This window comes from Halomonas sp. PA16-9 (assembly GCF_009728585.1).
GTDB classification, from domain to species: domain Bacteria; phylum Pseudomonadota; class Gammaproteobacteria; order Pseudomonadales; family Halomonadaceae; genus Vreelandella; species Vreelandella titanicae.
Genome location: NZ_CP040451.1, coordinates 527629 through 550186, shown reverse-complemented (window position 1 = coordinate 550186; position 22558 = coordinate 527629). Strand labels below are relative to the sequence as shown.

15 protein-coding genes and 4 pseudogenes are annotated in these 22558 nt (G+C 56.6%); 2 read left to right on the top strand and 17 right to left on the bottom strand.

Features of this window, described 5'->3' with window-relative positions; translation table 11 throughout:
• Positions 1–38: 38 nt before the first annotated feature.
• The 17 genes and pseudogenes from dnaE to FDY98_RS02525 form a co-directional block, all read right to left on the bottom strand.
• The gene (dnaE, locus tag FDY98_RS02605; RefSeq protein WP_027957772.1) at positions 39–3551 is read right to left on the bottom strand and encodes a DNA polymerase III subunit alpha; all 3513 of its coding nucleotides are present in this window, start codon (positions 3549–3551) and stop codon (positions 39–41) included.
• 37 nt (positions 3552–3588) lie between these two features.
• The gene (gene rnhB / locus FDY98_RS02600; protein WP_027957771.1) at positions 3589–4221 is read right to left on the bottom strand and encodes a ribonuclease HII; all 633 of its coding nucleotides are present in this window, start codon (positions 4219–4221) and stop codon (positions 3589–3591) included.
• Positions 4211–5383 carry a lipid-A-disaccharide synthase gene (gene lpxB / locus FDY98_RS02595; protein ID WP_027957770.1) on the bottom strand — a complete coding sequence of 391 codons (1173 nt, stop codon included), beginning with the start codon at positions 5381–5383 and terminating at the stop codon, positions 4211–4213. Before lpxB ends, rnhB begins: the two co-directional genes overlap by 11 nt.
• Positions 5384–5400: 17 nt before the next feature.
• Positions 5401–6166 (bottom strand): annotated as a pseudogene (lpxA, locus tag FDY98_RS02590) (acyl-ACP--UDP-N-acetylglucosamine O-acyltransferase).
• Complete coding sequence (fabZ, locus tag FDY98_RS02585; RefSeq protein ID WP_022520189.1) at positions 6163–6606, bottom strand: 3-hydroxyacyl-ACP dehydratase FabZ; 444 nt, start codon at positions 6604–6606, stop codon at positions 6163–6165. The pseudogene lpxA and the gene fabZ overlap by 4 nt, the downstream one beginning before the upstream one ends.
• Positions 6607–6753: 147 nt before the next feature.
• The gene (lpxD, locus tag FDY98_RS02580; protein ID WP_027957769.1) at positions 6754–7788 is read right to left on the bottom strand and encodes a UDP-3-O-(3-hydroxymyristoyl)glucosamine N-acyltransferase; all 1035 of its coding nucleotides are present in this window, start codon (positions 7786–7788) and stop codon (positions 6754–6756) included.
• A 53-nt stretch (positions 7789–7841) separates the two neighbouring features.
• A complete protein-coding gene (locus tag FDY98_RS02575) occupies positions 7842–8342 on the bottom strand; it encodes an OmpH family outer membrane protein (protein ID WP_027957768.1) in 501 nt (166 codons plus the stop codon).
• A gap of 74 nt (positions 8343–8416) precedes the next feature.
• Positions 8417–10769, bottom strand: a pseudogene (gene bamA / locus FDY98_RS02570) (outer membrane protein assembly factor BamA).
• Positions 10770–10869: 100 nt separating this feature from the next.
• Positions 10870–12228, bottom strand: a complete 1359-nt coding sequence (rseP, locus tag FDY98_RS02565) for an RIP metalloprotease RseP (RefSeq protein WP_022520191.1) — start codon at positions 12226–12228, stop codon at positions 10870–10872.
• 55 nt (positions 12229–12283) lie between these two features.
• Positions 12284–13477 carry a 1-deoxy-D-xylulose-5-phosphate reductoisomerase gene (gene ispC, locus FDY98_RS02560; RefSeq protein ID WP_027957766.1) on the bottom strand — a complete coding sequence of 398 codons (1194 nt, stop codon included), beginning with the start codon at positions 13475–13477 and terminating at the stop codon, positions 12284–12286.
• Positions 13474–14303: pseudogene (locus FDY98_RS02555) on the bottom strand (phosphatidate cytidylyltransferase). The gene ispC and the pseudogene FDY98_RS02555 overlap by 4 nt, the downstream one beginning before the upstream one ends.
• Positions 14296–15084 carry a polyprenyl diphosphate synthase gene (gene uppS / locus FDY98_RS02550; RefSeq protein WP_022520193.1) on the bottom strand — a complete coding sequence of 263 codons (789 nt, stop codon included), beginning with the start codon at positions 15082–15084 and terminating at the stop codon, positions 14296–14298. Before uppS ends, FDY98_RS02555 begins: the two are co-directional and overlap by 8 nt.
• Positions 15085–15176: 92 nt before the next feature.
• On the bottom strand, positions 15177–15734 hold the full coding sequence (gene frr / locus FDY98_RS02545) for a ribosome recycling factor (RefSeq protein WP_009288629.1): 558 nt from the start codon (positions 15732–15734) through the stop codon (positions 15177–15179).
• A gap of 4 nt (positions 15735–15738) precedes the next feature.
• Positions 15739–16403, bottom strand: a pseudogene (pyrH, locus tag FDY98_RS02540) (UMP kinase).
• A 267-nt stretch (positions 16404–16670) separates the two neighbouring features.
• Complete coding sequence (gene tsf, locus FDY98_RS02535; protein ID WP_009288628.1) at positions 16671–17540, bottom strand: translation elongation factor Ts; 870 nt, start codon at positions 17538–17540, stop codon at positions 16671–16673.
• Between the two features lie 227 nt (positions 17541–17767).
• Positions 17768–18517 carry a 30S ribosomal protein S2 gene (gene rpsB / locus FDY98_RS02530; RefSeq protein WP_009288627.1) on the bottom strand — a complete coding sequence of 250 codons (750 nt, stop codon included), beginning with the start codon at positions 18515–18517 and terminating at the stop codon, positions 17768–17770.
• A gap of 63 nt (positions 18518–18580) precedes the next feature.
• On the bottom strand, positions 18581–18847 hold the full coding sequence (locus FDY98_RS02525) for a hypothetical protein (protein ID WP_027957764.1): 267 nt from the start codon (positions 18845–18847) through the stop codon (positions 18581–18583).
• Between the two features lie 2 nt (positions 18848–18849).
• On the opposite strand from FDY98_RS02525, the gene map reads away from it, so the two are divergent.
• Positions 18850–19641, top strand: coding sequence for a type I methionyl aminopeptidase (gene map / locus FDY98_RS02520; RefSeq protein WP_027957763.1), 792 nt, complete (start codon positions 18850–18852; stop codon positions 19639–19641).
• Positions 19641–22316, top strand: coding sequence for a [protein-PII] uridylyltransferase (locus FDY98_RS02515; protein ID WP_022520195.1), 2676 nt, complete (start codon positions 19641–19643; stop codon positions 22314–22316). The genes map and FDY98_RS02515 overlap by 1 nt, the downstream gene beginning before the upstream one ends.
• The last annotated feature ends 242 nt before the right edge of the window (positions 22317–22558 follow it).

Sequence of the window (22558 nt, the reverse complement as noted above, 5' to 3'; positions counted from 1 at the left end):
ACCTGCCCTCTTCCGATAGTTTAGTGACGTATCGTCAGCTATCGATAGCGTAGCTGTACGCCTGTCTGACCCTGGACATCCTGCAGCGCCAGCAGTAAGTCGTCGCTCGGTGCGACTTTCCACTCATCGGCAAGTTCCAGCCAAGCCACTGCCGCTGGGTGGCGGTACTGCAGGCGCACCGGCAACCCCTCTTGATCGCGATACGGCGTCAGGCTGTCGCGCAGGGTTTCAATTAAGCGGCCATTGATCTGCCCCGCGTCCAATGCCAGTTCCACAGCTTGGCCGTAGCGAATGCGCGCCGTCACCATTGGTGTAACGTCTTTACCGCGTAGGCGCAGGCCACCAGAGTATTCGTCGCTGGAGACTTCGCCCTCAACGATGAGTACCTGATCAGCCTCAATCTGACCGCGTAGTTGCTCGAATAGCTCCCCAAACAGCGAAGCTTCAATACGCCCGGTGCGGTCATCCAGGGTGATAAACGCCATGGTATCACCACGCTTGGACTTCATAGTGCGCACGCCGACCACTAGCCCAGCAACGCGCTGGGGGTCACGAGAAGGTTTTAAATCGCTGATCCGCGTGGAGACAAAACGTTTTAGCTCCCGCTCGTACTCGTCGATCGGGTGCCCTGTCAGGTAAAGCCCCAGGGTATCTTTCTCCCCTGAGAGCCGTTCGCGATCGGTCCACTCACGGGCGTTGATGTATTCGGCGTAAACGTTGCTGTCATCGTCACTTTCATCGGCCGCGGCGAACGCATCACCAAACATATCCAGCATGCCCAGGTTCTGATTGGCGTGGTTTTGGGCAGCGGCTTTTAGCGCGTCCTCCATCGCTGCAAACAGCACCGCACGATTGGGGCCTAAAGTATCCAGCGCGCCGGAGCGAATCAGCGCCTCCAGGGTGCGCTTATTCATCCGCTTGGGATCAATGCGGCGGCAGAAATCAAAGATATCTTTGAAAGGGCCATCTGCCTCGCGGGCTTCGACAATGGCGCCAATGGGCCCTTCACCCACGCCGCGAATGGCGCCTAGCCCATAGACCACACGCGCATCGGTATCGACGGTGAACTTGTAACCACCGACGTTGACGTTCGGCGGCGTTACGGTGAGCTTGAGGTTCCGACACTCCTCGATCAGCGGCACCACTTTATCCAGGTTGTCCATTTCCGTGGACATAACGGCGGCCATAAAGGGCCCCGGATAGTGGGCTTTCAGCCACGCGGTTTGGTAAGACACCAGCGCGTAGGCAGCCGAGTGAGACTTGTTAAAGCCGTAACCGGCGAATTTCTCTACCAGGTCAAAGATGTTACCGGCCAGGTCTTTATCAATACCGTTGGCGGCACAACCCTCCATAAAGCCGTCACGCTGCTTGGCCATCTCTTCAGGCTTTTTCTTACCCATGGCACGGCGCAGCATATCGGCCTGGCCGAGGCTGTAGCCTGCCATTACCTGAGCGATCTGCATGACCTGCTCTTGGTAGAGGATGATGCCGTAGGTGGGCGCCAAGACAGGTTTCAACAGCTCGTGCTGGTAATCCGGGTGTGGATAAGAGACTTCGGCCCGGCCGTGCTTACGGTTGATAAAGTCGTCGACCATGCCCGACTGCAGTGGGCCGGGGCGGAACAGTGCCACCAGGGCGATCATATCGTCCAGGGAGTCAGGCAGCAGGCGCTTGATCAGTTCCTTCATGCCGCGGGATTCGAGCTGGAAGACCGCCGTGGTTTCGGCGCGCTTGAGCATCTCGAAGGTTGGCGCGTCGTCCAGCGGGATGCTGTCGATGTTGAGCGGATCCTGGCCGTTAACGCTGCGCACCTTGTCGACCATCTCTAGTGCCCAGTCGATAATCGTCAGCGTCCGCAGGCCCAGGAAGTCGAACTTGACCAGCCCCGCCTCTTCAATATCGTTTTTATCGAACTGTACCACCAAGCCGGAGCCATCTTCATCGCAGAGCAGCGGTGAGAAATCGGTCAGTTTGGTGGGGGCGATGACCACGCCACCGGCGTGTTTGCCGGTGCCCCGGGTGGTGCCCTCAAGCTTGAGCGCCATTTCCCAGATCTCTTCGGCCTCTTCATCGTTGCCGATAAACTCTTTGAGCGCGGGTTCCTGCTCAATCGCCTTGGCCAGGGTCATGCCTACTTCAAAGGGAATCAGCTTGGAGAGCTTATCCCCCAGCGAGTACGGACGGCCTTGGGCACGGGCCACATCACGCACTACGGCCTTCGCCGCCATGGTGCCAAAGGTGACAATCTGGGAGACCGCATTGCGCCCGTAGCGCTCGGCTACGTACTCGATCACCTTGTCGCGTTTTTCCATGCAGAAGTCGACGTCAAAGTCGGGCATGGAGACACGTTCGGGGTTAAGAAAGCGCTCGAACAGCAGGTCGTAGCCAATCGGGTCTAAGTCAGTGATCTTTTGCGCGTAGGCCACTAGCGAACCAGCACCGGAACCACGCCCCGGGCCTACCGGTACGCGGTTGTCCTTGGCCCACTGGATGAAGTCCATCACGATCAGGAAGTAGCCAGGGAACCCCATCTGGATAATAACGTTGAGCTCGAACTCCAGCCGGTCGCGGTAGCGCTGGTCGATCGCCTGGTACTCTTCGCTGTCGCGGGGGTACCGTTCAGCGGGAAACAAAAAATCCAATCGCTCGGTTAAACCGTCATGGGATACTTTGCGGAAGAACTCATCCTGGGTCATCCCTTCGGGAATGCCGAACTCGGGCAGGAAAATCTCGCCCAGGCGCACATCCACGCTGCAGCGCTCGGCGATCATCACGCTGTTTTCCAGCGCTTCGGGGATATCGGCAAACAGCGCCGCCATCTCGTCGGGGCTTTTTAAGTACTGCTCTTCGGTGTAGCGGCGTTCGCGGCGCGGGTCGTCCAGCGCTTTACCTTCACCGATGGCGACGCGGGTCTCGTGGGCCCAATAATCTTCGCGCTCAAGAAAGCGCACGTCATTGGTCGCCACCACTGGAGTGCCTGTTTCAATGGCCAGCTTGACGCTGGCGTGAACACAGGCCTCTTCCAGCGGGCGCCCGGTGCGAACCAGCTCTAGATAAAAGCGCTCGGGAAAGGCCGCCTGCCACTCTTCGAGTAGCACCCGTGCATCCTGTTCGTGATCAGATAGCAGGTGGCGGCCAATCTCACCCTCCCGCGCGCCGGAGAGCGCAATCAAGCCTTCGCTCTGTTCCAGCACCCACTGTTTATCGAGAATGGCGCGCCCCTGACGTTGACCATGCGTCCAACCTTTCGAGATCAACTCGGTCAGGTTGCGATAGCCCACATCGTTCATCGCCAGCAGCGTTAGCCGGTAAGGGTGGGACTCGTCATGGGGATTATGGAGCCATAAGTCGCTGCCAATAATCGGCTTCAACCCCGCCCCCTGGGCGGCTTTGTAGAACTTCACCAGGCCGAACAGGTTGGTTTCATCGGTCAAGGCCAGCGCTGGCATCGCCCGTTCAGCCGTGGTGCTAACCAGCGACTTTAGCTTCACTAAGCCATCGACCAGGGAATATTCACTGTGCAAACGTAAATGAACGAACGGAACCGTCATGAGACTCTCAGCAAAACGCTAGGTGAAGAAAAATACGTTAAAGCAGCGCCAACTGACGCTGCACAGGCGCGAAGCTACGACGATGTTCGGCCAGTGGCCCGTGAGCTGCAAGCGCCGTCAGGTGCTCTTTGGTCGGGTAGCCTTTATGGCGCGCAAAACCATACTCAGGATAGCACTCATCCAAGGCGACCATCTGCGCATCGCGAGCGACCTTGGCCAAAATCGACGCCGCGGCAATGGCACAGTGGCGTGAATCACCCTTTACCACGGCCTGGCCGGGCAACAGATGGCCAGGTAATTTGTTGCCATCCACGAGTAGATATTCCGCCGCCGGTGCCAGCGCATCAATGGCTCGACGCATGGCCAAGTGGGTGGCGTGGTAAATATTAAGCGCATCCACTTCAGCAGCGCTGGCTTCTGCCACGGCAAAGGCCAGCGCCCGCTCGCGAATTTGTGTATCCAGCGCTTCACGCCTGCGCGCCGTCAACTTTTTAGAGTCGGTAAGACCGTCAATCGGCTGAGCGGGGTCGAGAATCACCGCCGCGGCCACCACGCTGCCGATCAGCGGCCCTCGGCCTACTTCATCGACCCCCGCCAGCCGCTCGCCGCTGTAGGCAATTTCTAGCGTTGGGAAATCCTTGTGCTCGATCAACCAGTGCTCAATGGCCATCAACAGTCTCCAGAGGCTGACCCGCGGCCAACAGGTTAATCGCCTCGGCGGCGCGACGGCTGGCGTTACGCTGGAGCGTAGCGTGCATCTCGGCAAAGCGTGTTTCCAAGGCATGTCGACTTGCCTCGTCGGCCAACATAGCGCTGAGCTGGTCGGCAATCGCCTCTGGAGAGGCGGCGTCTTGAATCAGCTCGGGTACCAGCGTCTCCTGGGCAATCAAATTGGGCAGCGATACCCACTGGGTTTTCACCATTCGTTTAGCCAGCCAGTGGGTGGCTGGGGCCATTTTGTAGGCCACTAGCATGGTGCGGTGACACAGCATGGCTTCCAGCGCGGCGGTCCCCGAGGCCAGCAGCACCACATCGCTCGCCACCATGGCTTCGCGGGCCTGACCATCCAAAAGCGCAGTACGCTCCACCAACAGCGGGTAACTAGCCAGCAGTGCGCTGATTTCCCGGCGGCGATCAGCGGTGGCCGCAGGAATCACCACTTGCAGCGTGGGGTGGCGCTGGCAGAGCTGTTCGGCAGCGTTAAGAAAGGTGTCACCCAAAAAGCGAATTTCATTGGCCCGGGAGCCGGGCAGCAGCGCTAACACCTGGCTATCCGGTGCCAGCTTCAGCGCCTGACGGGTGGCGATACGGTCATTTTCCAGCGGCATTTCGTCGGCCAGAGGGTGACCCACAAAGGCGACGGGAACACGGTGTTCGCGATAGAAGGCGGCTTCAAAAGGCAGCAGTGTCAGCATGCCATCTACCGATTTAGCGATGCCTTTTACCCGCCCCTGGCGCCACGCCCATACGGAAGGGCTTACGTAATGGGCAGTAGTAATACCCGCTTCGCGGAGCTGACGTTCCAGGCCTAAATTGAAGTCAGGCGCATCGATGCCGAGCATAATATCCGGCTGCCAGGCCAGCGCTTCGGCTTTAAGGGTGCGCCGCACACGGATCAGTTCGGGGAGATGCTTAAGCACTTCAACCAGCCCCATTACCGCGAGGGTCTCTAAAGGGAAGCGGCTCTCCATGCCCTCCGCCTGCATGCGCGGCCCGCCGATGCCACGAAACTCGACGCCAGGGTAGCGTGCTTTAAGCTCGCGCATCAGCCCAGCGCCGAGGATATCGCCGGAGAGTTCCCCAGCCACGAGATAGACACGTTGCAGGGTCATAAAATGATTAGCATGGGTTAACGGGTGATGCCGCGGGTAGAACGCTCAATGGAGGCGGCGAAATGCTCGATCTCGGGCAAATCAAAGCGGCTACGCATTTCGACAAGCGCCTGCTCTGTAGTCAGCCCCTGGCGATAAACCATTTTATAGGCGGTGGTTAAGGCGCTAACTGCTTCGCGGCTAAAGCCGCGGCGCTTTAAGCCCACTAGGTTGAGTCCACGCGCTTCGGCAGGGTTGCCATTAATCATGATATAGGCGGGTGTGTCCTTGGTGATAATCGAGCCACCACCGGCCATGGCGTGATCGCCAAAGTGACAGAACTGATGCACTGCCGCCAACCCACCCAGAATGGCATGATCACCGACGGTGACATGGCCCGCCAAGGTAACCTGATTGGCTAAAATGCAGTCGTTACCAATCACGCAGTCATGGCCGACATGCACGTAGGCCATAAACAGGTTGCGCGAACCAATGGTGGTTTCGCTGCGATCCTGAACGGTGCCTCGATGAATCGTGGCGCCTTCACGGACCACATTATCGTCGCCCATCACTAACCGCGTGGGTTCGCCTGCGTATTTTTTGTCCTGACAGTCTTCACCTACCGAGGCAAACTGAAAGATACGCGTACGTTCGCCTAGCGAGGTGGGGCCTTTAACCACCACATGAGGGCCTATCACGGAGCCCGCCGATCGTGACGTCGGGGCCAATGATGCTAAAGGGGCCAACCTCAACGTCGTCGGCAAGGCGCGCCGCCGGGTCGACCAGTGCAGTCGGATGTATCAAGCCACCTTCCTCTCGGCACAAATAATTTCTGCTTCGCAGGCCAGCTCACCGTCAACCGTGGCACGGCATGCAAATTTCCAGATACCCCGTTTACCTCTAATCACGTCGGCCTCTAAGGTGAGCTTGTCGCCCGGCATTACCGGGCGTTTAAAGCGCACTTTATCGCTGCCCACGAGATAGTACACATAACCATCGGCAGGCAGTTTATTGACCGTTTTAAAACCGAGAATGCCGCATACCTGGGCCAGGGCTTCAATCACCAGTACGCCGGGCATAATCGGGTGATGCGGAAAGTGGCCGTTAAAAAATGGCTCATTAATGCTGACATTTTTGTACGCAACGATGGATTCGCCGGTGGTTAATTGCGTTACTCGATCCACCAGCAAAAAGGGGTAACGGTGGGGCAAGTACTCGCGAATTTCATTGATATCCATAACCATCGTAGCGACCTCTAAAATAACAAAAACCTGCAGCTCCTGAAGAGTGTCAGGCAAATACCAGCACGTGCACTGGTTAAAAGGCTGTGGATTATACCCCGCTGTTATCTAGTCTCAAACCAGCAGCGGGTAAAAGTCATGCAGCCGTTACTATTCACGTTGCTTTTTTTCCAATCGAGCCAGGCGCTTAGCGATGTCATCAAGCTGTTTAAAACGCACCGCGTTTTTACGCCACTGGGCATTAGCCATGGCGCCAGTACCGGATGAGTAGACCCCCGGTTCATGGATTGAGTTCGTGACAAGGCTCATACCTGTCACCTGAACGCCGTCGCAAATGGTTAGGTGACCGGATAAACCGACCCCACCACCCAGCATGCAGTGCTTACCGACCTTGGTCGAACCAGCAATGCCCACACAGCCTGCTAAGGCGCTGTGGTCACCGATAATGACGTTATGGGCGATTTGTACCTGACTATCAATTTTGACGTCATCACCAATCACCGTATCTCCCAAAGCGCCACGATCGATGCTGGAGCAACTGCCTACTTCAACGTCGTCGCCAAGCACTACGCCCCCCAATTGGGCGATTTTATGCCAGCCAGCGCCATCGTGGGCAAACCCGAAGCCGTCGCCGCCAATCACACAGCCGCTTTGCAAGACGCCCCGTTTACCGATAACCACGCCATGGCAGAGGGTGACATTGGCGTGCAGACGCGTTGCTTCGCCGATAATTGTATCGGCTCCCACCACGCTGCCCGCCCCAATGACCACACGGTCGCCCAGCACCACGCCTGATTCAATCACTGCATGAGCTTGAATGCAGACATCGGCGCCTAGCTGAGCATCTTCCGCCACGACGGCGGTGGGGTGAATACCGACGATATCGCGGGCAGGCAGTGGGTCAAACAACTGCGATAGCTTGGCATAGCCCAAGTAAGGGTTATCGATTTCCAGACGCGCTACCGGGCAGTGCTTGCCATGCTCAGGGTGCAGCAATACCGCGGCCGCCTTGGTCGTCGCCAAATCTTTCAGGTAGGCACGATTGGCCAGAAAAGCCACTTGATCCGGCTGCGCTTCTTTTAGCGTCGCCAAGCCGCGTATCGGCTGCTGGGCATTACCGCTGACGGCAATGCCCAATTGGCGCGCAATGTCTGCGAGGGTAAAGTGATGAGAAGCGTGCGTCATGGGAGCCCAGGGAAGCGTTGGTGTGGCCTGACCACACCAATTAGCGTTTAAATTTAGTTCAAGGTATCAAAAATCTGGGTGACTTCATCGGTCACATTGGGCAGATCCACACCTGAGTGCAGTACGCCCTGGGGTTCAACCAGCACATCAATACCATGGCGTTCCAGCACTTCTGCTACCGCTTGTTCCAGCTTAGGCTCGGCGCCTTCTAAAAACTGCTGCTCGGAACGCTGCTGTGCCTGCATTACTTCCTGGCGAAGCTGTTCAAAACGGCTGCCTTTCTGCTGAAGCTCGCTAATCAGCGACTCCCGCTGGGACTGAGCCATCGTTTCGCCTTCGTTCTGCAAACGCTGCTGAAGCTGCTGCAACTCATTACCCAGGTTTTGCGCTTCACGCTGCTGATTGCCAATTTGCCCTTCCAGAGTACTCATTGACGCCTGTGCGGACTGGGTATTCATCAATGCTGCTCGCCAATCCAACACTGCTACTTCTGCAGCGTGAGCGGGCAAAATCATCGCGCCCAACAGGCATACCACCGCTGTCAGTTTACGCATCATGTTATCTCCTTAGGTCACGCTAGCACGCGCCACCATGGCACGCGGTCTAGCAAAATTAGAACGTTTGCCCTTTAGAACGTTTGTCCTAATGAGAACTGGAAGAACTGAGTGTCGTCACCGCTCTTATCGTTCAATGGCTCAGCAATGCTAAAGGTCAGCGGGCCTACCGGTGTCAGCCAAGAGAGGCCAATACCGGCGCTGTAGCGCAAATCGCCTAGATCAACGCCGGAGTTACACTGCTGACGCCCTGCGTCTTCTGCAAGCACATCGTAGCAAGAGGTCAGGAAGGTATTACCGCCATCCAAGAATAGCGATGTTTGCAGCGCGCGCTGATCTTCAACAAAGGGCAGCGGGAAAATGATCTCGGCGCTACCTTCTACTGAAACGTTACCGCCCAGCGTGCGGTCACGGCCGCCTTCGGTTGCTGGCGTGGTGCGCTGCCCAAGCGTATTCGACGTGAAGCCACGCACCGAGCCAAGACCACCCGCGTAGAAGTTTTCATAGAAGGGGAAGGGATCGTTGCCGCCCAGCGTATCGGCATAGCCGACATTGCCGGTAAATTTGAACGCCCAGGACTCGTCATCGTTAATCGGGAAGAGCTGTTGAGCACGGGCGCGCAGCTTGTAGTACTCCGAATCACTGCCCGGCACGCCGGTTTCCAGCGACAGTCGCTGATAGTTGCCATCGGTCGGCATAATACCGCGGTTGAGATTGTTGCGTGTCCAACTAGCGGTCAGCTTCAGGCTTTGCGCATCTTCGCCCTGATCTTCCACATAGCGACGAATTTCTGAGGCCGTGTCGAAGTAGGTTTTCACCGTTAGGTCTTCAACGCTGGCACCGAAGTTAAGACGCGACAGTTCGCTTACGGGGTAACCAAAGTTGATACCGGCACCATAGGCATCCGTCGAGAACGTCGAAATATCCGAATCGGCGTAATCTGTTTCGCGGTAAAAAACATTGTAGCCGCGAGAAATGCCATCCAACGTCCAGTAGGGATCAGTGAAGCCAAAGTTCACACTGGTAAAGGTGTCGCTGCGCTGAGCCCCTACATTGACCCGGTTACCCGTACCCAAGAAGTTATTTTGTGACAAGCCGACACCGTAAATAACCCCGGCACTCTGGGAGAAACCAACGCTGGCAGAGACCGACCCCGAGGGCTGCTCTTCGACATTATAAGTAACGTCGAGTAAATCCGGCTCACCAGGTACAGGCTGGGTATCCACTTCTACTTGGCTAAAAAAGCCCAGGCGTTCAAGGCGCTGACGCGATTGTGTAATGGCTTCGGTGGAAGCGGGTGCGCCCTCCAACTGAATCATTTCACGCCGCAGTACTTCATCCTGAGTAGTCGTATTACCGTAGAACTCGATACGACGCACGTAGGCGCGTTCACCGGGATTGACGGCAATCACCAGATCGACCGTTTCACCGTCCCCTGCCATTTCAGGCACGCCTTGAATATCAGCAAAGGCGAAGCCTTCGGCACCCAAACGCTGGCGCAGGGCTTCGGTGGAGGCATTAACATCGCCGCGGGAGAAAATCTCTCCCTCTTTAACGGTGAGTAACTGGCGAGCTTCGTTTTCGCTGATCTGTAGATCACCCGCGAAACGAATATCACCTACCCGGTACTGGGCGCCTTCATCGACGTTTAGTGTAATAAAGATTTCGGATTTTTCCGGACCAATCGACACCTGAGTCGAGGTGACATCGAAGTTGACGTAGCCACGATCTAGGTAGAACGAGCGCAGCCGCTCAATATCACCGGAAAGCGCTTCACGGGAGTACTCGTCGCTAGAGAACCAGCCCGAAAAAGCGTCCTGGCCGATCATTTAACTCAAACACGCCACGCAGCGTTTCATCATCAAAGGCTTCGTTACCAACGATATTGATTTGGCGAATCTTGGCCACTTCGCCTTCGTTGATATTGATATTGACCTGTACCCGGCCCTCATCAACCTCTTCCACTTCGGTATCGATGCTGGCGCTGTAGCGACCTTGAGACTGGTAGACGCCTTCCAGCTCGCGCTGTATCTCTTCCAGCGTAGAGAGCTCCAGTACCTGACCTTCCGAGAGCCCCGATTCACGCAAACCATTGCGCAAGTCCTCTTCGGAGATCTGATCGTTGCCGCTGATCTGTAGCCGCGCAATAGTCGGACGCTCGACGACCTGAATAACCAGTACATCGCCTTCGCGTGCCAGGGAGACATCGTCAAATAGCCCTGTGGCAAATAAGTCACGGGCAGCAGCAGCTAATTGCTCTTCGCTGACGCGCTCATTGGCACTCACCGGAAATGCATTGAAGACCGAGGCGGCGGATACCCGCTGCAGTCCTTCCACTCGAATGTCTGAAACATCAAAGGATTGTGCTTGGGCGCCGCTGGCGCCTGCCAGCAAGAGTGCCGCCATTCCAAGGGTCTTGATTTTCATGCAGTCAATTCGCTCGCGTTGGTCTGCCTATCATTCCAGAAAGGCACCATATACATTTGTGCAGGCAGATGACAAGGCATCCTGCGCGCTACACGCGTCATTACCACAGGCGCATCAGATCAAAATAGAGGGCCATCAACATCAGGGTGCCGACCATGGCAAGCCCAATGCGCAGTCCTACGGCTTGGGTTCTTTCGGATACTGGCCGTCCACGCACGACCTCCATAAAATAATAGAGCAAGTGGCCACCATCGAGCACCGGGATAGGTAGTAAGTTTAGTACCCCAAGGCTGATAGAAAGATACGCTAGAAAGCCAATAAACGCTTCCATCCCTGCACGGGCCGAATCACCAGAGATCTGTGCAATGGTGATTGGCCCGGACAAATTGGAAGGCGAGATAAGCCCGACAAACATTTTGCGTATGGCATCTAAGGTTAAGAGCGTCATCTCTCCAGTGCGCGAAACAGCCTGGCCTACCGCTTCGATAGGGCCGTAACGGATTTCACGCTGAAACGCTGCTGGCCACTCGACCTGCTCGGCGCCTGCACCGATATAACCAATTTCAACCCCAGTGTCCAAGCGGTTACGCCCGGGGGTTAAATCAACACTCGACTGCTCGCCATTACGTTCATAGGTGAGCTGCAGCGTTTCACCTGGATTACCTCGCACCATATTAACGAAGTGCATCCAATCATCCACTGGTTCGCCATTAATCGCCACCATCCTATCGCCCGCCTCAAGGCCTGCTTGCTCGGCGGCCTCTCCGCTCACTACTTGGCCTAAAACGGCCGGAAATTCCGGCTGCCAAGGAGTAATACCCAGCGATTGCAGCGGCTGTGGCGGATCTTGGCGAACCAAATAATCAGTCACCGATAAGCCAAAACGTTGAGGGTCGCTCGCGCCTTCGGGGCGGGCGTCTATATCCAGCTCACCGCTGAAACCAATAATCGATACCAGTTTGAGGTTAACATCTTCCCAAGAGCGCATCTCATCGCCCTGAATGGCGACAATTTCATCGCCATTGGCAAGTCCGGCTTCGGCGGCGGGCGAGTCAGGCGCAACGCTACCTACCATTGGCGACACCACCGTGGTACCCGCCACGAACAGTGCCCAGTAAGCCACAATCGCTAACAAGAAGTTGGCGATTGGCCCTGCCGCCACAATCGCAATGCGCTGCCACACGGTTTTGCGGTTAAATGCCTGATCAAGCTGCTCTTCCGGAACCGGCGCCTCACGCTCATCGAGCATTTTGACATAGCCACCCAGCGGAATGGCGGCTATCGCGAACTCGGTGCCGTGGCGGTCAACCCGCGACCATAGCGGCTTACCAAAGCCTACAGAAAACCGTAGCACTTTGACCCCACAGCGCCTCGCCACCCAAAAATGGCCAAACTCGTGGAAGGTCACTAACAGGCCCAACACCACAATGACCGCTAAAATATTCTGTATAAGGCCCACACTGAACTCCTTAATGCCCCGCTCTAACGACCAGCCCAGCGAATGCTTAAGCGTATCATTTTGTTACCAGTTCCAGCGCCTGCTGTCGCGCCCACTGATCCGTTGCTAATACGCTATCAAGGCTATCAACACGGCCTTGATAGGGGCGCGACAAGACGTCGGCGACCAGTTGCCCAATGGCTGTAAAGCCGATTCGACGCTGTAGGAATGCTTCAACTGCAACCTCATTGGCAGCGTTGAGCACAACGGGTGCCATGCCACCTTGCCGCATCGCTTCACGGGCAAGCCCTAAACAGGGGAAGCGAGTTTCATCGGGGGCTTCAAAATCAAGCCGCGCCACCTGAAAAAGATCCAGTGTCTCAACCCCGGAATCAATGCGCTCCGGCCACGCTAGCCCGTAGGCGATGGGGATGCGCATATCAGGATTACCCAACTGTGCAATCACCGAACCATCTTGATACGCCGCCATGGAGTGAATCACGCTTTGAGGGTGCACCACCACCTGGATTTGTTCGGGCGTGGCATCAAACAGCCAGCAGGCTTCAATAAGCTCTAGCCCTTTATTCATCAGTGTGGCGCTATCCACCGATATTTTACGTCCCATTGACCAGTTCGGGTGAGCGCAGGCCTGTTCGGGAGTGACATTATTGATTTCCGCCTGGCTCCAGGTACGAAACGGCCCGCCAGAGGCCGTTAGCAGCAGTTGACGAACGCCGTGCTTGGCAAGTCCGCCGCGGTGCTCCGCAGGTAGACACTGGTAAATGGCATTATGTTCGGAATCAATCGGTAGTAATGTTGCGCCAGAGCGGGAAACGGCCTCCATAAACAGCGCGCCGCTCATCACCAGCGCCTCCTTATTGGCCAGTAACACGCGCTTGCCTGCTTCCGCAGCGGCTAGGGCAGGCAGTAAGCCCGCCGAGCCGACAATGGCCGCCATTACGCAGTCGACGCTGGCGTCCCGGGCAACATCGCACAGCGCCTCTGGGCCTGCGCTCACGTCAGTTGACTGCCCAGCCCGCCGCTTAAGTTCTTGGCGCAGCCAAGCGGCATCGGCTTCATTATCCAACACGGCGACCGCAGGGCGATGCGCCAAGCACTGCGCTAGCAGAGCCTCTTTTGAGGTGTGCGCGGTCAGGGCATGCACGCAATAGCGGTCTGGGTGGCGACTAATCACATCCAGCGTGCTAGTGCCCACAGAACCTGTCGAGCCGAGCACGGTCACACGTTGCCTATTAGCGAGTTGGCTCATAGCGGCGGCACCCGAGCAAACACCTCAACCAGTACTTCCACATAGAACAGTGCAAACAGCGGTATCGCCGCGGTGAGGCTATCAATGCGATCCAGCACACCGCCATGGCCGGGCAGCAACTGGCTCGAATCTTTGATATTACGATGGCGCTTGAGCATGCTTTCCAGTAGATCCCCCAGCACAGAGGCCAAAGTGACCACGGCGGTGATGAGTATCAGGGTAATTCCACCCACCAGGCCCAGCGGCAACCACAGCGCAAAGAGAATAGCCAGAATAGTGGTCGCCGCTAAGCCGCCGTATACGCCTTCCCATGATTTTCCAGGGCTCACGTGGGGAGCCAATTTGCGCTTGCCCCAGTGTCGCCCACAAAGTAGGCGCCGATATCCGCGCACCAAACCAGCAGCAGCACAAACAGCAGCCAAGCCATACCGATGTCACGCAGAACGTTAAAGCCCACCCAGCAGGGCAATAGCACCCACAGGCCCATCGCCAGGCGCCGCACGGTGGACTGCCACTGCTCACCCGCCGCAGGGTAGCGGGTTACCCAGTAGAGATTCACCAGCCAACCGGCAGCAGAGAACCAAAGCGGCCATATTGATGTGGCGACTCCGGCCAGCCACATGACCAGCATCAACACCGCCATCACGGCCACTAGCTGAGCACGCTGTGCGGTACGGGTAACGCCCGCCAGATTGGCCCACTCCCAAGTGGCGAGTAGCACCATCAACGCCGTAAATAGCGCAAAAGCGCCGCCGTCTAAACCAAACAGGCCAGCCAGCACCAGGGGTGCTAGCCAGGCTGCGGTGATAATCCGCTGTTTAAGCACCCTGCGCCTCTATTTGTTCGTCCGTCATGCCAAAGCGACGACGGCGCTGGCAGAAGTCGTTTAATGCCGCATCAAACGCATCCGCACCGAAATCGGGCCATAGCAGCGGGGAAAAGTGCAGCTCAGCATAGGCCAACTGCCAAAGCATAAAGTTGGATAGCCGCTGCTCACCACTGGTACGTATACACAGATCCACCGGCGGCACGTCATCAGTCCCCATTGCAGTGTCGAAGCACGCTTCATCGATTTGCTCAGGCGATAACTCCCCAGCCGCCACCTGCTCGGCTAAGGTGCGCGCCGCCCGTGCGATATCCCACTGCCCCCCATAGTTGGCGGCAATCACCAGATGCATCCCTGTATTGTCCGCGGTTAACGCTTCAGCACGCTGAATATGCTTTTGGATGGCGTGGGAAAAACCCCGCTGTTCGCCAATGATCGAGAGGCGCACATTACGCTCATTGAGCTTTTTGACTTCACGCTTAAGCGCCATCAAAAACAGCTCCATCAAGGCGTTGACCTCTGCGGCCGGACGCTTCCAGTTTTCGCTGGAGAAAGCAAACAGGCTGAGGGTTTGCACCTCGCGCTCGGCGGCTCGCTGAATCACCGCACGAACGGTTTCCACCCCAGCCCGGTGCCCACGCACCCCCGAAAGCCCGCGCGCACGCGCCCAGCGGTTATTGCCATCCATAATGATGGCAACGTGAGACGGCGGGGCCTCCCCGGCCAGAGAAGACGCGCTGGCGTCGTCCGGCTGTTTTTCAGGAAGCTGCGGTGACGTCATGGATTCTCGCACCAAAGGTCAGTCATAAAAAAACCAGCCAGAGTGTGGCAAAACGGGCAGCCAAAGCTGCCCGCGGCTGAATAAGCACAGGTTTATACCTGCATGAGATCCTGCTCTTTTGCAGTCAGCGCTTTATCGATCTCAGCAATATACTTGTCGGTCAGCTTTTGAATCGCATCTTCGCCTTCACGCTGATCGTCTTCGGTAATCTCTTTATCTTTTAACAACGACTTGAAATCACCGTTAGCATCACGACGTACGTTACGCACGGCAACGCGAGCGTTTTCAGCTTCGCTACGCGCCTGCTTGATATAACCTTTGCGGGTCTCTTCGGTGAGCATCGGCATTGGCACACGGATCACGTTGCCTGCACTGGCCGGGTTCAAGCCAAGATCAGAGGTCATGATGGCCTTTTCGATCTTCTGCACCATGCCCTGCTCCCACGGCGCAATCGTCAGCGTGCGAGCGTCCTCAACGTTGACCGATGCCACTTGGCTAAGCGGTACCTGGCTGCCGTAATAGTCCACGGTAACGGCGTCTAAAATGCTCGGGTGAGCACGACCGGTACGAATTTTATTGAAGTTGCTATGCAGCGCCTCAACGCTTTTTTGCATGCGCGAATCGGCATCTTTCTTAATATCGTTGATCACGTCATTACCCTCTGTATATCAGCGTGCCTTCCTTGCCCCCTACGACCATATTCAGTAGGGCGCCAGGCTTATTCATATCAAATACCCGCACCGGCATATTATGGTCACGTACCAGGCAGATAGCGGTCAAATCCATAACGCCCAATTTTTGATCCAGGGCGTCGTCGTAAGAGAGCTGGTCGTACTTCACCGCATCCGGATGTTTTACCGGGTCTTTATTGTAGACGCCATCGACTTTGGTCGCCTTGATCACTACGTCGGCGTCCACCTCAATGCCGCGCAAACAAGCTGCAGAATCGGTGGTGAAGAAGGGGTTGCCTGTGCCTGCAGAGAACAGCACTACGTCCCGGAGGTTAAGTAGCGAATGGCCGTGCGACGGTCGTAGTGCTCTACAACGCCGCTCATTGGGATAGCCGACATCACGCGCGAGCGGATATTGGAGCGCTCTAGCGCATCACGCATTGCCAGCGCATTCATTACGGTCGCCAGCATGCCCATATGGTCACCGGTGACGCGATCCATGCCAGCCTCATTGAGCGCCGCACCGCGAAACAAGTTACCACCGCCAATCACGATGCCTACCTGTACCCCAATACCGACGAGCTGGCCGATCTCCAACGCCATCCGGTCAAGCACTTTAGGGTCAATACCAAAATCGTGTTCACCCATCAGCGCTTCGCCAGAAAGCTTGAGCAAAATACGTTTGTATTTTGACTTCGAGCCCTCAGCCTTGCTGGGTGCTACATGGGGGGTAGGTTCTTGAACATCACGCGACATGGCATCTCTCCTGAGGCAGACCTGTAAACAGGCAGGCGGGGCAGCCCCGCTGTATAAACCCGTTATCAGGGTCGGCTAACTAACACCGGTTATACAGGGGCCGGATACGCGAAGGCGTGCGCTCACGCGCACGCCATCTTTTTTCTGAAACCTCTGACCTCAGCGACGGCCAGCCTGTTCCATAACTTCTTTAGCGAAGTCGACTTCTTCTTTCTCGATACCTTCACCAACTTCAAAGCGTGTGAAGCTTACCACTTCGCCGCCTGCGGCTTTCACGTACTCAGCCACAGTCTGGTTCGGGTCTTTAACAAACGGCTGCTCGGTCAGGCTGTTTTCTGCCAAGTACTTTTTCAAGCGGCCCTGAACCATTTTCTCTGCGATCTGCTCCGGCTTACCGGCCATATCCGGCTGCGCCAGAATAATCGCTTTTTCCTGATCCAACTGCTCTTGGGGCATATCGGCAGGATGCGCAACCGCAGGGTTGATCGCCGCCACGTGCATTGCAACGTCTTTCGCGACTTGCGAATTGCCGCCTGTTAGCACGGTCAGAACGCCAATGCGGCCACCGTGGACGTACTCGCCTACCAGACCACCGTCAACAGCGTTCACTACGATGGCACGACGCACACCGATATTCTCACCGATTTTCTGAACCAACTGCTCGCGGGCAGTTTCCAGTTCGCCAGCCATAACGGCGGCAACATCTTCGCTTTTCGCGGTGAAGAAAGCACCGGCGATTTTGTCAGCAAACGCGATGAAGTTGTCATCACGAGCAACAAAGTCGGTCTCGGAGTTGATTTCAACCATTACGCCGTAGCTGCCGTCTTCCGCTACACGCGTAACCACTACACCTTCTGCGGCGATACGATCGGCTTTCTTCGCTGCTTTTAGGCCGGAGCTTTTGCGCAGGTTTTCAATCGCAACTTCGATATCACCGTCGGCTTCGGTGAGTGCTTTTTTACACTCCATCATGCCGAGACCGGTACGTTCGCGAAGTTCCTTGACCTGAGAGGCGCTGATAGCTGCCATGAGAATTCACCTCTGAAATGGTTCTATGAGAGTTAGACGCAACACAGAGTATAGGCATGATAAATGACCATCATGTATCACGCTGCCCTATGTCTCTCTGTATTACGGGGCCGGTATTGAGTGCCGGCAAATTCGTCCGCTCAGACAGTTCATCTGTAGCGGGAAAAAGGGGCAAAGCCCCCTTTATCTTGATGCGGCACACCTGCTCACCGCACCCACTGCTGCGATTACTCAGCGGCAGTGTTGTCTTCAGCTGCAGCGGCCTCTTCGGTCACTTCAACAAACTCTTGAGCGTTGGCTTCTTTGGCACGGCCACACGCATCCGCAATCGCTTTTACGTAGATCTGGATAGCGCGGATAGAGTCATCGTTGCCGGGAATTACGTAGTCAACGCCATCGGGGTTGGAGTTAGTATCCACCACGCCGATAACCGGGATGCCCAGCTTGTTGGCTTCGTTGATCGCGATGCGCTCGTGGTCAACGTCGATCACGAACAGTGCGTCCGGTAGGCCGCCCATGTTCTTGATACCGCCGATAGAACGCTCAAGTTTGTCCTGCTCGCGAGTCGCCATCAAGACTTCTTTCTTGGTCAGCTTCTCGAACGTGCCGTCTTCGCGCATGGTTTCAAGATCACGCAGACGCTTAATGGACTGACGGATGGTCTTGAAGTTAGTCAACATGCCGCCCAACCAGCGATGGTTGACGAAAGGCTGACCAGCACGGTTAGCTTCTTCTTTAATTACCTTGCTAGCGCTGCGCTTGGTGCCAACAAACAAAATTTTGTTGTTGGATGCCGCCATCTTCTCGACCACATCGATCGCTTCGTTCAGCGCCGGAAGGGTGTGCTCAAGGTTGATGATGTGAATCTTGTTGCGCGCGCCGAAGATAAATTTGCTCATCTTCGGGTTCCAGTACTTGGTCTGGTGGCCGAAGTGAGCACCTGCTTTAAGCAGGTCACGCATATTAACGTGAGACATGGTAGAACTCCTAAAACTCGGGTTAGGCCTCCACGCACCCCATGGATCCGACCGTTGACCACGTTAGACGCTGCCAGCGGCACCCGGGACCATGTGCCGGTGCATGTGTGTTTTTAAGGCTTGATAGTAAGCATCGCGCCCGTAAGTCGAGCACGCTGCGGATTCATCGCCCTGCCCTACTGCGTACTTCCCAGCCAAGAAGCTCGGAATCACGATTGCAGGAAAGCGCGCGGCTTTATACCATAGATCATTGCCAAGATGAAGTCGCACCCCGTTTGACGGTCTTAAATTGCGCCATTCAATTTTCCATTCTGCATTCATATCGAGCATTCATGAACGTTCCTATCAAGACGCCTTCTGAAATCGAACACATGCGCGAAGCCGGGCGCCAAGCGGCTAGCGTGATTGAAATGATCACCCCCCACATCCAGGCAGGCATTAGCACGGGGGAAATTGACCGTCTCTGTCATGAGTATATTGTTAACGAGCTGGGCTCGACCCCTGCACCGCTGAACTACCATGGTTTTCCCAAGGCGACCTGCACGTCGATCAACCATGTGGTGTGCCACGGCATCCCCGACGACGCCAAGAAGCTTAAAAATGGCGATATCATGAACCTGGATATCACCGTTAAGACCACCGACGGCTATCACGGCGACTCCAGCGTGATGTTCGTAGTGGGTGAGACGATTCAGGGCGAACGGCTGTGTCGCATTACTCAGGAATGCCTGTATAAAAGCATCGAGCGAGTGAAGCCTGGCGTGCGCCTCTCGGAGCTTGCCCGCGTGATTCAAAAACATGCCGAAAGCAACGGCTACTCCGTCGTGCGCGACTTCTGCGGCCACGGCATCGGCGCCGAGTTCCACGAAGAGCCCCAGTTCCTTCACTATGATGGTTATGCACCGGATGCCGACATTAAGCTCGCCGCAGGCATGTGCTTTACCATCGAGCCGATGATTAACGTCGGCGGGTATAAAACCAAGGTGCTACGCGATGGCTGGACCGCCGTTACCAAAGATCGCAGCCTTTCAGCGCAGTGGGAACATACGCTGCTGGTGACCGAGGGCGGTGTAGAAGTACTGACCGCGCGTGGCGATGAAGACTTCAGTTTTCTACCCAACTGATGCTACTACACCACCACCGGTTTGAGCCGGACACCACGCTTTACGACCTGGATCTTTTCCGCACTGAGCTTGCCGGATCTCGCTCGCCGGTGGCGCCCTTCAAGGCCGCGCTGCGCGAGCTACAAGCGCGCCTGGACGACCAGTTTCGCGCCGGTGCAGACATTCGCGACCTTGTGCGCGGCCGCGCCTGGTACCTGGATCAGCTGCTGGCGATTGCCTGGGCGCAACATGAGTGGCCCGATGATGGAATTGCGCTGGTGGCGGTAGGCGGTTATGGCCGTGGTGAGCTACACCCCCACTCGGATATCGATCTGCTGCTGCTATTGGAGCAGGACGACGACACCGCCTATCGCGAACCGCTGACCGCTTTTATCACCTTCTTGTGGGATATTGGCCTGGAAATTGGTCATAGCGTTCGCTCGCTTAGCGACTGCGAGCGGGAAGCCGAAGCGGATGTCACGGTGATTACCAACCTGCTCGAATCTCGCCTGATTGCGGGACCAGAAAGCCTGCGCGAAGCGATGCGCGAACGCCTCAGCGCCGAACATATTTGGCCCGCCGACCGCTTTTTTGAAGCCAAGTGGCAGGAGCAGATTTCCCGTCACTACCGCTACAACAACTCCGAGTACCACTTAGAGCCGAACCTCAAAAGCTCCCCCGGCGGGCTGCGCGACATCCAGATGATTGGCTGGGTAGCCAAGCGCCACTTCGGTACCGAGCAGTACACCGATATCGTCGCCAACGGCTTTATGAACGATGCCGAACTGCGCATTTTAAGCCAGGGGCAGGCGTTCTTGTGGCAGGTGCGCTATGCCCTGCATATGCTTACCGACCGCGCCGAAGATCGCCTGCTGTTTGACCACCAGCGCACCATCGCCGAAATGTTCGGCTTTCGCGATACGCCCGAACGTCTGGCGGTTGAGCAGTTTATGAAGCGCTACTACCGGCACGTCACCGCGCTGGCAGGTCTCAACGATATGCTGCTGCAGCACTTTGACGAGGTCATCCTGCGCGGCAAAGAAGCGCTGGAAACCGTCAAGCTCAACGAGCGCTTCGAGACCAAAGGCGGCTATATCCAGGTGCGCTCGCGGACACTTTTCCGTGAACGCCCTGCGGCGATGCTGGAGCTATTCCTGCTGATGGCCAAGCACCCCGAAATCGAAGGAGTGCGTGCCGATACCATCCGACTAATTCGCGATCATCGCCACCAGATTGACGACCACTACCGGGAAGACCCGCGCCACCAGCGGCTCTTTATGGCTATTCTGCGCGCCCCCGGCAATGTACCCCGCCAGTTGCGGCGCATGAACCGCTACGGGATTCTGGGCAAATACCTGCCCGAATTTGGCCGCGCTATAGGGCTGATGCAGCACGACCTTTTCCACATTTACACAGTTGATGCCCACACCCTGCTGCTGCTCAAATTTCTGCACAATTTCCGCAAACCGGAAGCGAAGGGTGACTTTCCTGTGGCGGTGGCATTGATGCAGCAGTTGCCCAAGCTCGACCTGCTGTGGATCGCCGGGCTGTTTCACGACATTGGCAAGGGCCGCGGCGGCGACCACTCGGAAATTGGCGCCCGGGACGTTGAGCATTTTTGCCAGCGCCACCACGTCTCGCCCCACGACACTAACCTGGTCAGCTGGCTGGTTGAACACCATCTATTGATGTCGATGACCGCGCAAAAGCGCGATATCAGCGACCCCGATGTGATTCGTGATTTTGCCTTGATCGTGCGTAACGAAACGCGCCTGGACTACCTTTACGTGCTCACCGTGGCCGACATCAATGCCACTAACCCCACGCTGTGGAACGGTTGGCGGGCGTCGCTGCTGCGCCAGCTGTACGCCGAAACCAAGCGTGCCCTGCGCCGCGGCCTGAATAATCCGCCCGACCGCGACGACTGGGTGCGGGAAACGCGCACCGAAGCACGCTCTTTGCTGCAAACCATCGGCGTTAATCGTGAGCAAATCGATCATCTTTGGGAATCGCTAGGGGAAGACTACTTCCTGCAGTACGCCCCCAGCGAAATCGTTTGGCAGACCCAGGGCATTCTCAATCACAACCAGTCGCCGCTGCCGTTGGTGTTGATCAGCGCACCTACTGCGGACATGTCCGAAGGCGGCACCAAAGTGTTTATCCACACCCGTTCGGTGGACGACCTTTTCGCTGCTACCGCCGCTGCCATGGAGCAGTTGGGCCTGTCGATTCACGATGCGCGCATTGCGACCTCCCACAACGATTGGACGCTAAACACCTTTATTGTGCTCGACAGCCATGGTCAGCCCATACGTGACCCAGGCCACATCGAAGAGATGCGCCGGCACCTGGTGGAAGAGCTCGATGACCCTGACGACTACCCGGATATCGTCACCCGCCACACGCCGCGCCAGCTCAAGCATTTCAAGGTACCCACGGAGGTGCTGATTGAGCAGGATCCGGCCAATGAGCGCACGCTGCTGGAGCTAACGGCTCCCGACCGCCCCGGCCTGCTGGCCCGGGTGGGACGTATCTTTATGGAGCAGGACATCTCGCTGTCCGCGGCAAAAATCGCCACCCTCGGCGAGCGGGTAGAAGACGTCTTTTTTATTACCACCAAAGCAGGCGAACCGCTGACTGACCCCGAGCGCCAGCAGCAGCTGCGCGAACGTCTGATTGAAGTGTTGGGCGTTTAAAAGATAATTCACCGAACCCCGAGGCTGATGCAGAGATTGTAGTGCCAAGCCTGGGGGCGAGGGTAGGTTTCCGCGAGGGCGCTGTGAACCCCTCCAGGGGCGCTACTTTCGCCATCTGACCGCCAGGGATGGCGGAAATGCCGGAATTGTCAGGAATTTTTTCCGGCCATGGCGAAAGACCCTCGCTCCAACCTACCCTCGCTCCCGTCTATCGAGTGTCTGTAAAAGTATTCATTGCAAAA

What these genes read in the sequence shown, in the direction of transcription:
- dnaE (WP_027957772.1), bottom strand. Translation starts at nt 3,551, where the DNA reads ATGACGGTTCCGTTCGTTCATTTACGTTTGCACAGTGAATATTCCCTG.
- rnhB (WP_027957771.1), bottom strand. Translation starts at nt 4,221, where the DNA reads ATGGCCATTGAGCACTGGTTGATCGAGCACAAGGATTTCCCAACGCTA.
- lpxB (WP_027957770.1), bottom strand. Translation starts at nt 5,383, where the DNA reads ATGACCCTGCAACGTGTCTATCTCGTGGCTGGGGAACTCTCCGGCGAT.
- fabZ (WP_022520189.1), bottom strand. Translation starts at nt 6,606, where the DNA reads ATGGTTATGGATATCAATGAAATTCGCGAGTACTTGCCCCACCGTTAC.
- lpxD (WP_027957769.1), bottom strand. Translation starts at nt 7,788, where the DNA reads ATGACGCACGCTTCTCATCACTTTACCCTCGCAGACATTGCGCGCCAA.
- FDY98_RS02575 (WP_027957768.1), bottom strand. Translation starts at nt 8,342, where the DNA reads ATGCGTAAACTGACAGCGGTGGTATGCCTGTTGGGCGCGATGATTTTG.
- ispC (WP_027957766.1), bottom strand. Translation starts at nt 13,477, where the DNA reads ATGAGCCAACTCGCTAATAGGCAACGTGTGACCGTGCTCGGCTCGACA.
- uppS (WP_022520193.1), bottom strand. Translation starts at nt 15,084, where the DNA reads ATGACGTCACCGCAGCTTCCTGAAAAACAGCCGGACGACGCCAGCGCG.
- tsf (WP_009288628.1), bottom strand. Translation starts at nt 17,540, where the DNA reads ATGGCAGCTATCAGCGCCTCTCAGGTCAAGGAACTTCGCGAACGTACC.
- rpsB (WP_009288627.1), bottom strand. Translation starts at nt 18,517, where the DNA reads ATGTCTCACGTTAATATGCGTGACCTGCTTAAAGCAGGTGCTCACTTC.
- FDY98_RS02525 (WP_027957764.1), bottom strand. Translation starts at nt 18,847, where the DNA reads ATGCTCGATATGAATGCAGAATGGAAAATTGAATGGCGCAATTTAAGA.
- map (WP_027957763.1), top strand. Translation starts at nt 18,850, where the DNA reads ATGAACGTTCCTATCAAGACGCCTTCTGAAATCGAACACATGCGCGAA.
- FDY98_RS02515 (WP_022520195.1), top strand. Translation starts at nt 19,641, where the DNA reads ATGCTACTACACCACCACCGGTTTGAGCCGGACACCACGCTTTACGAC.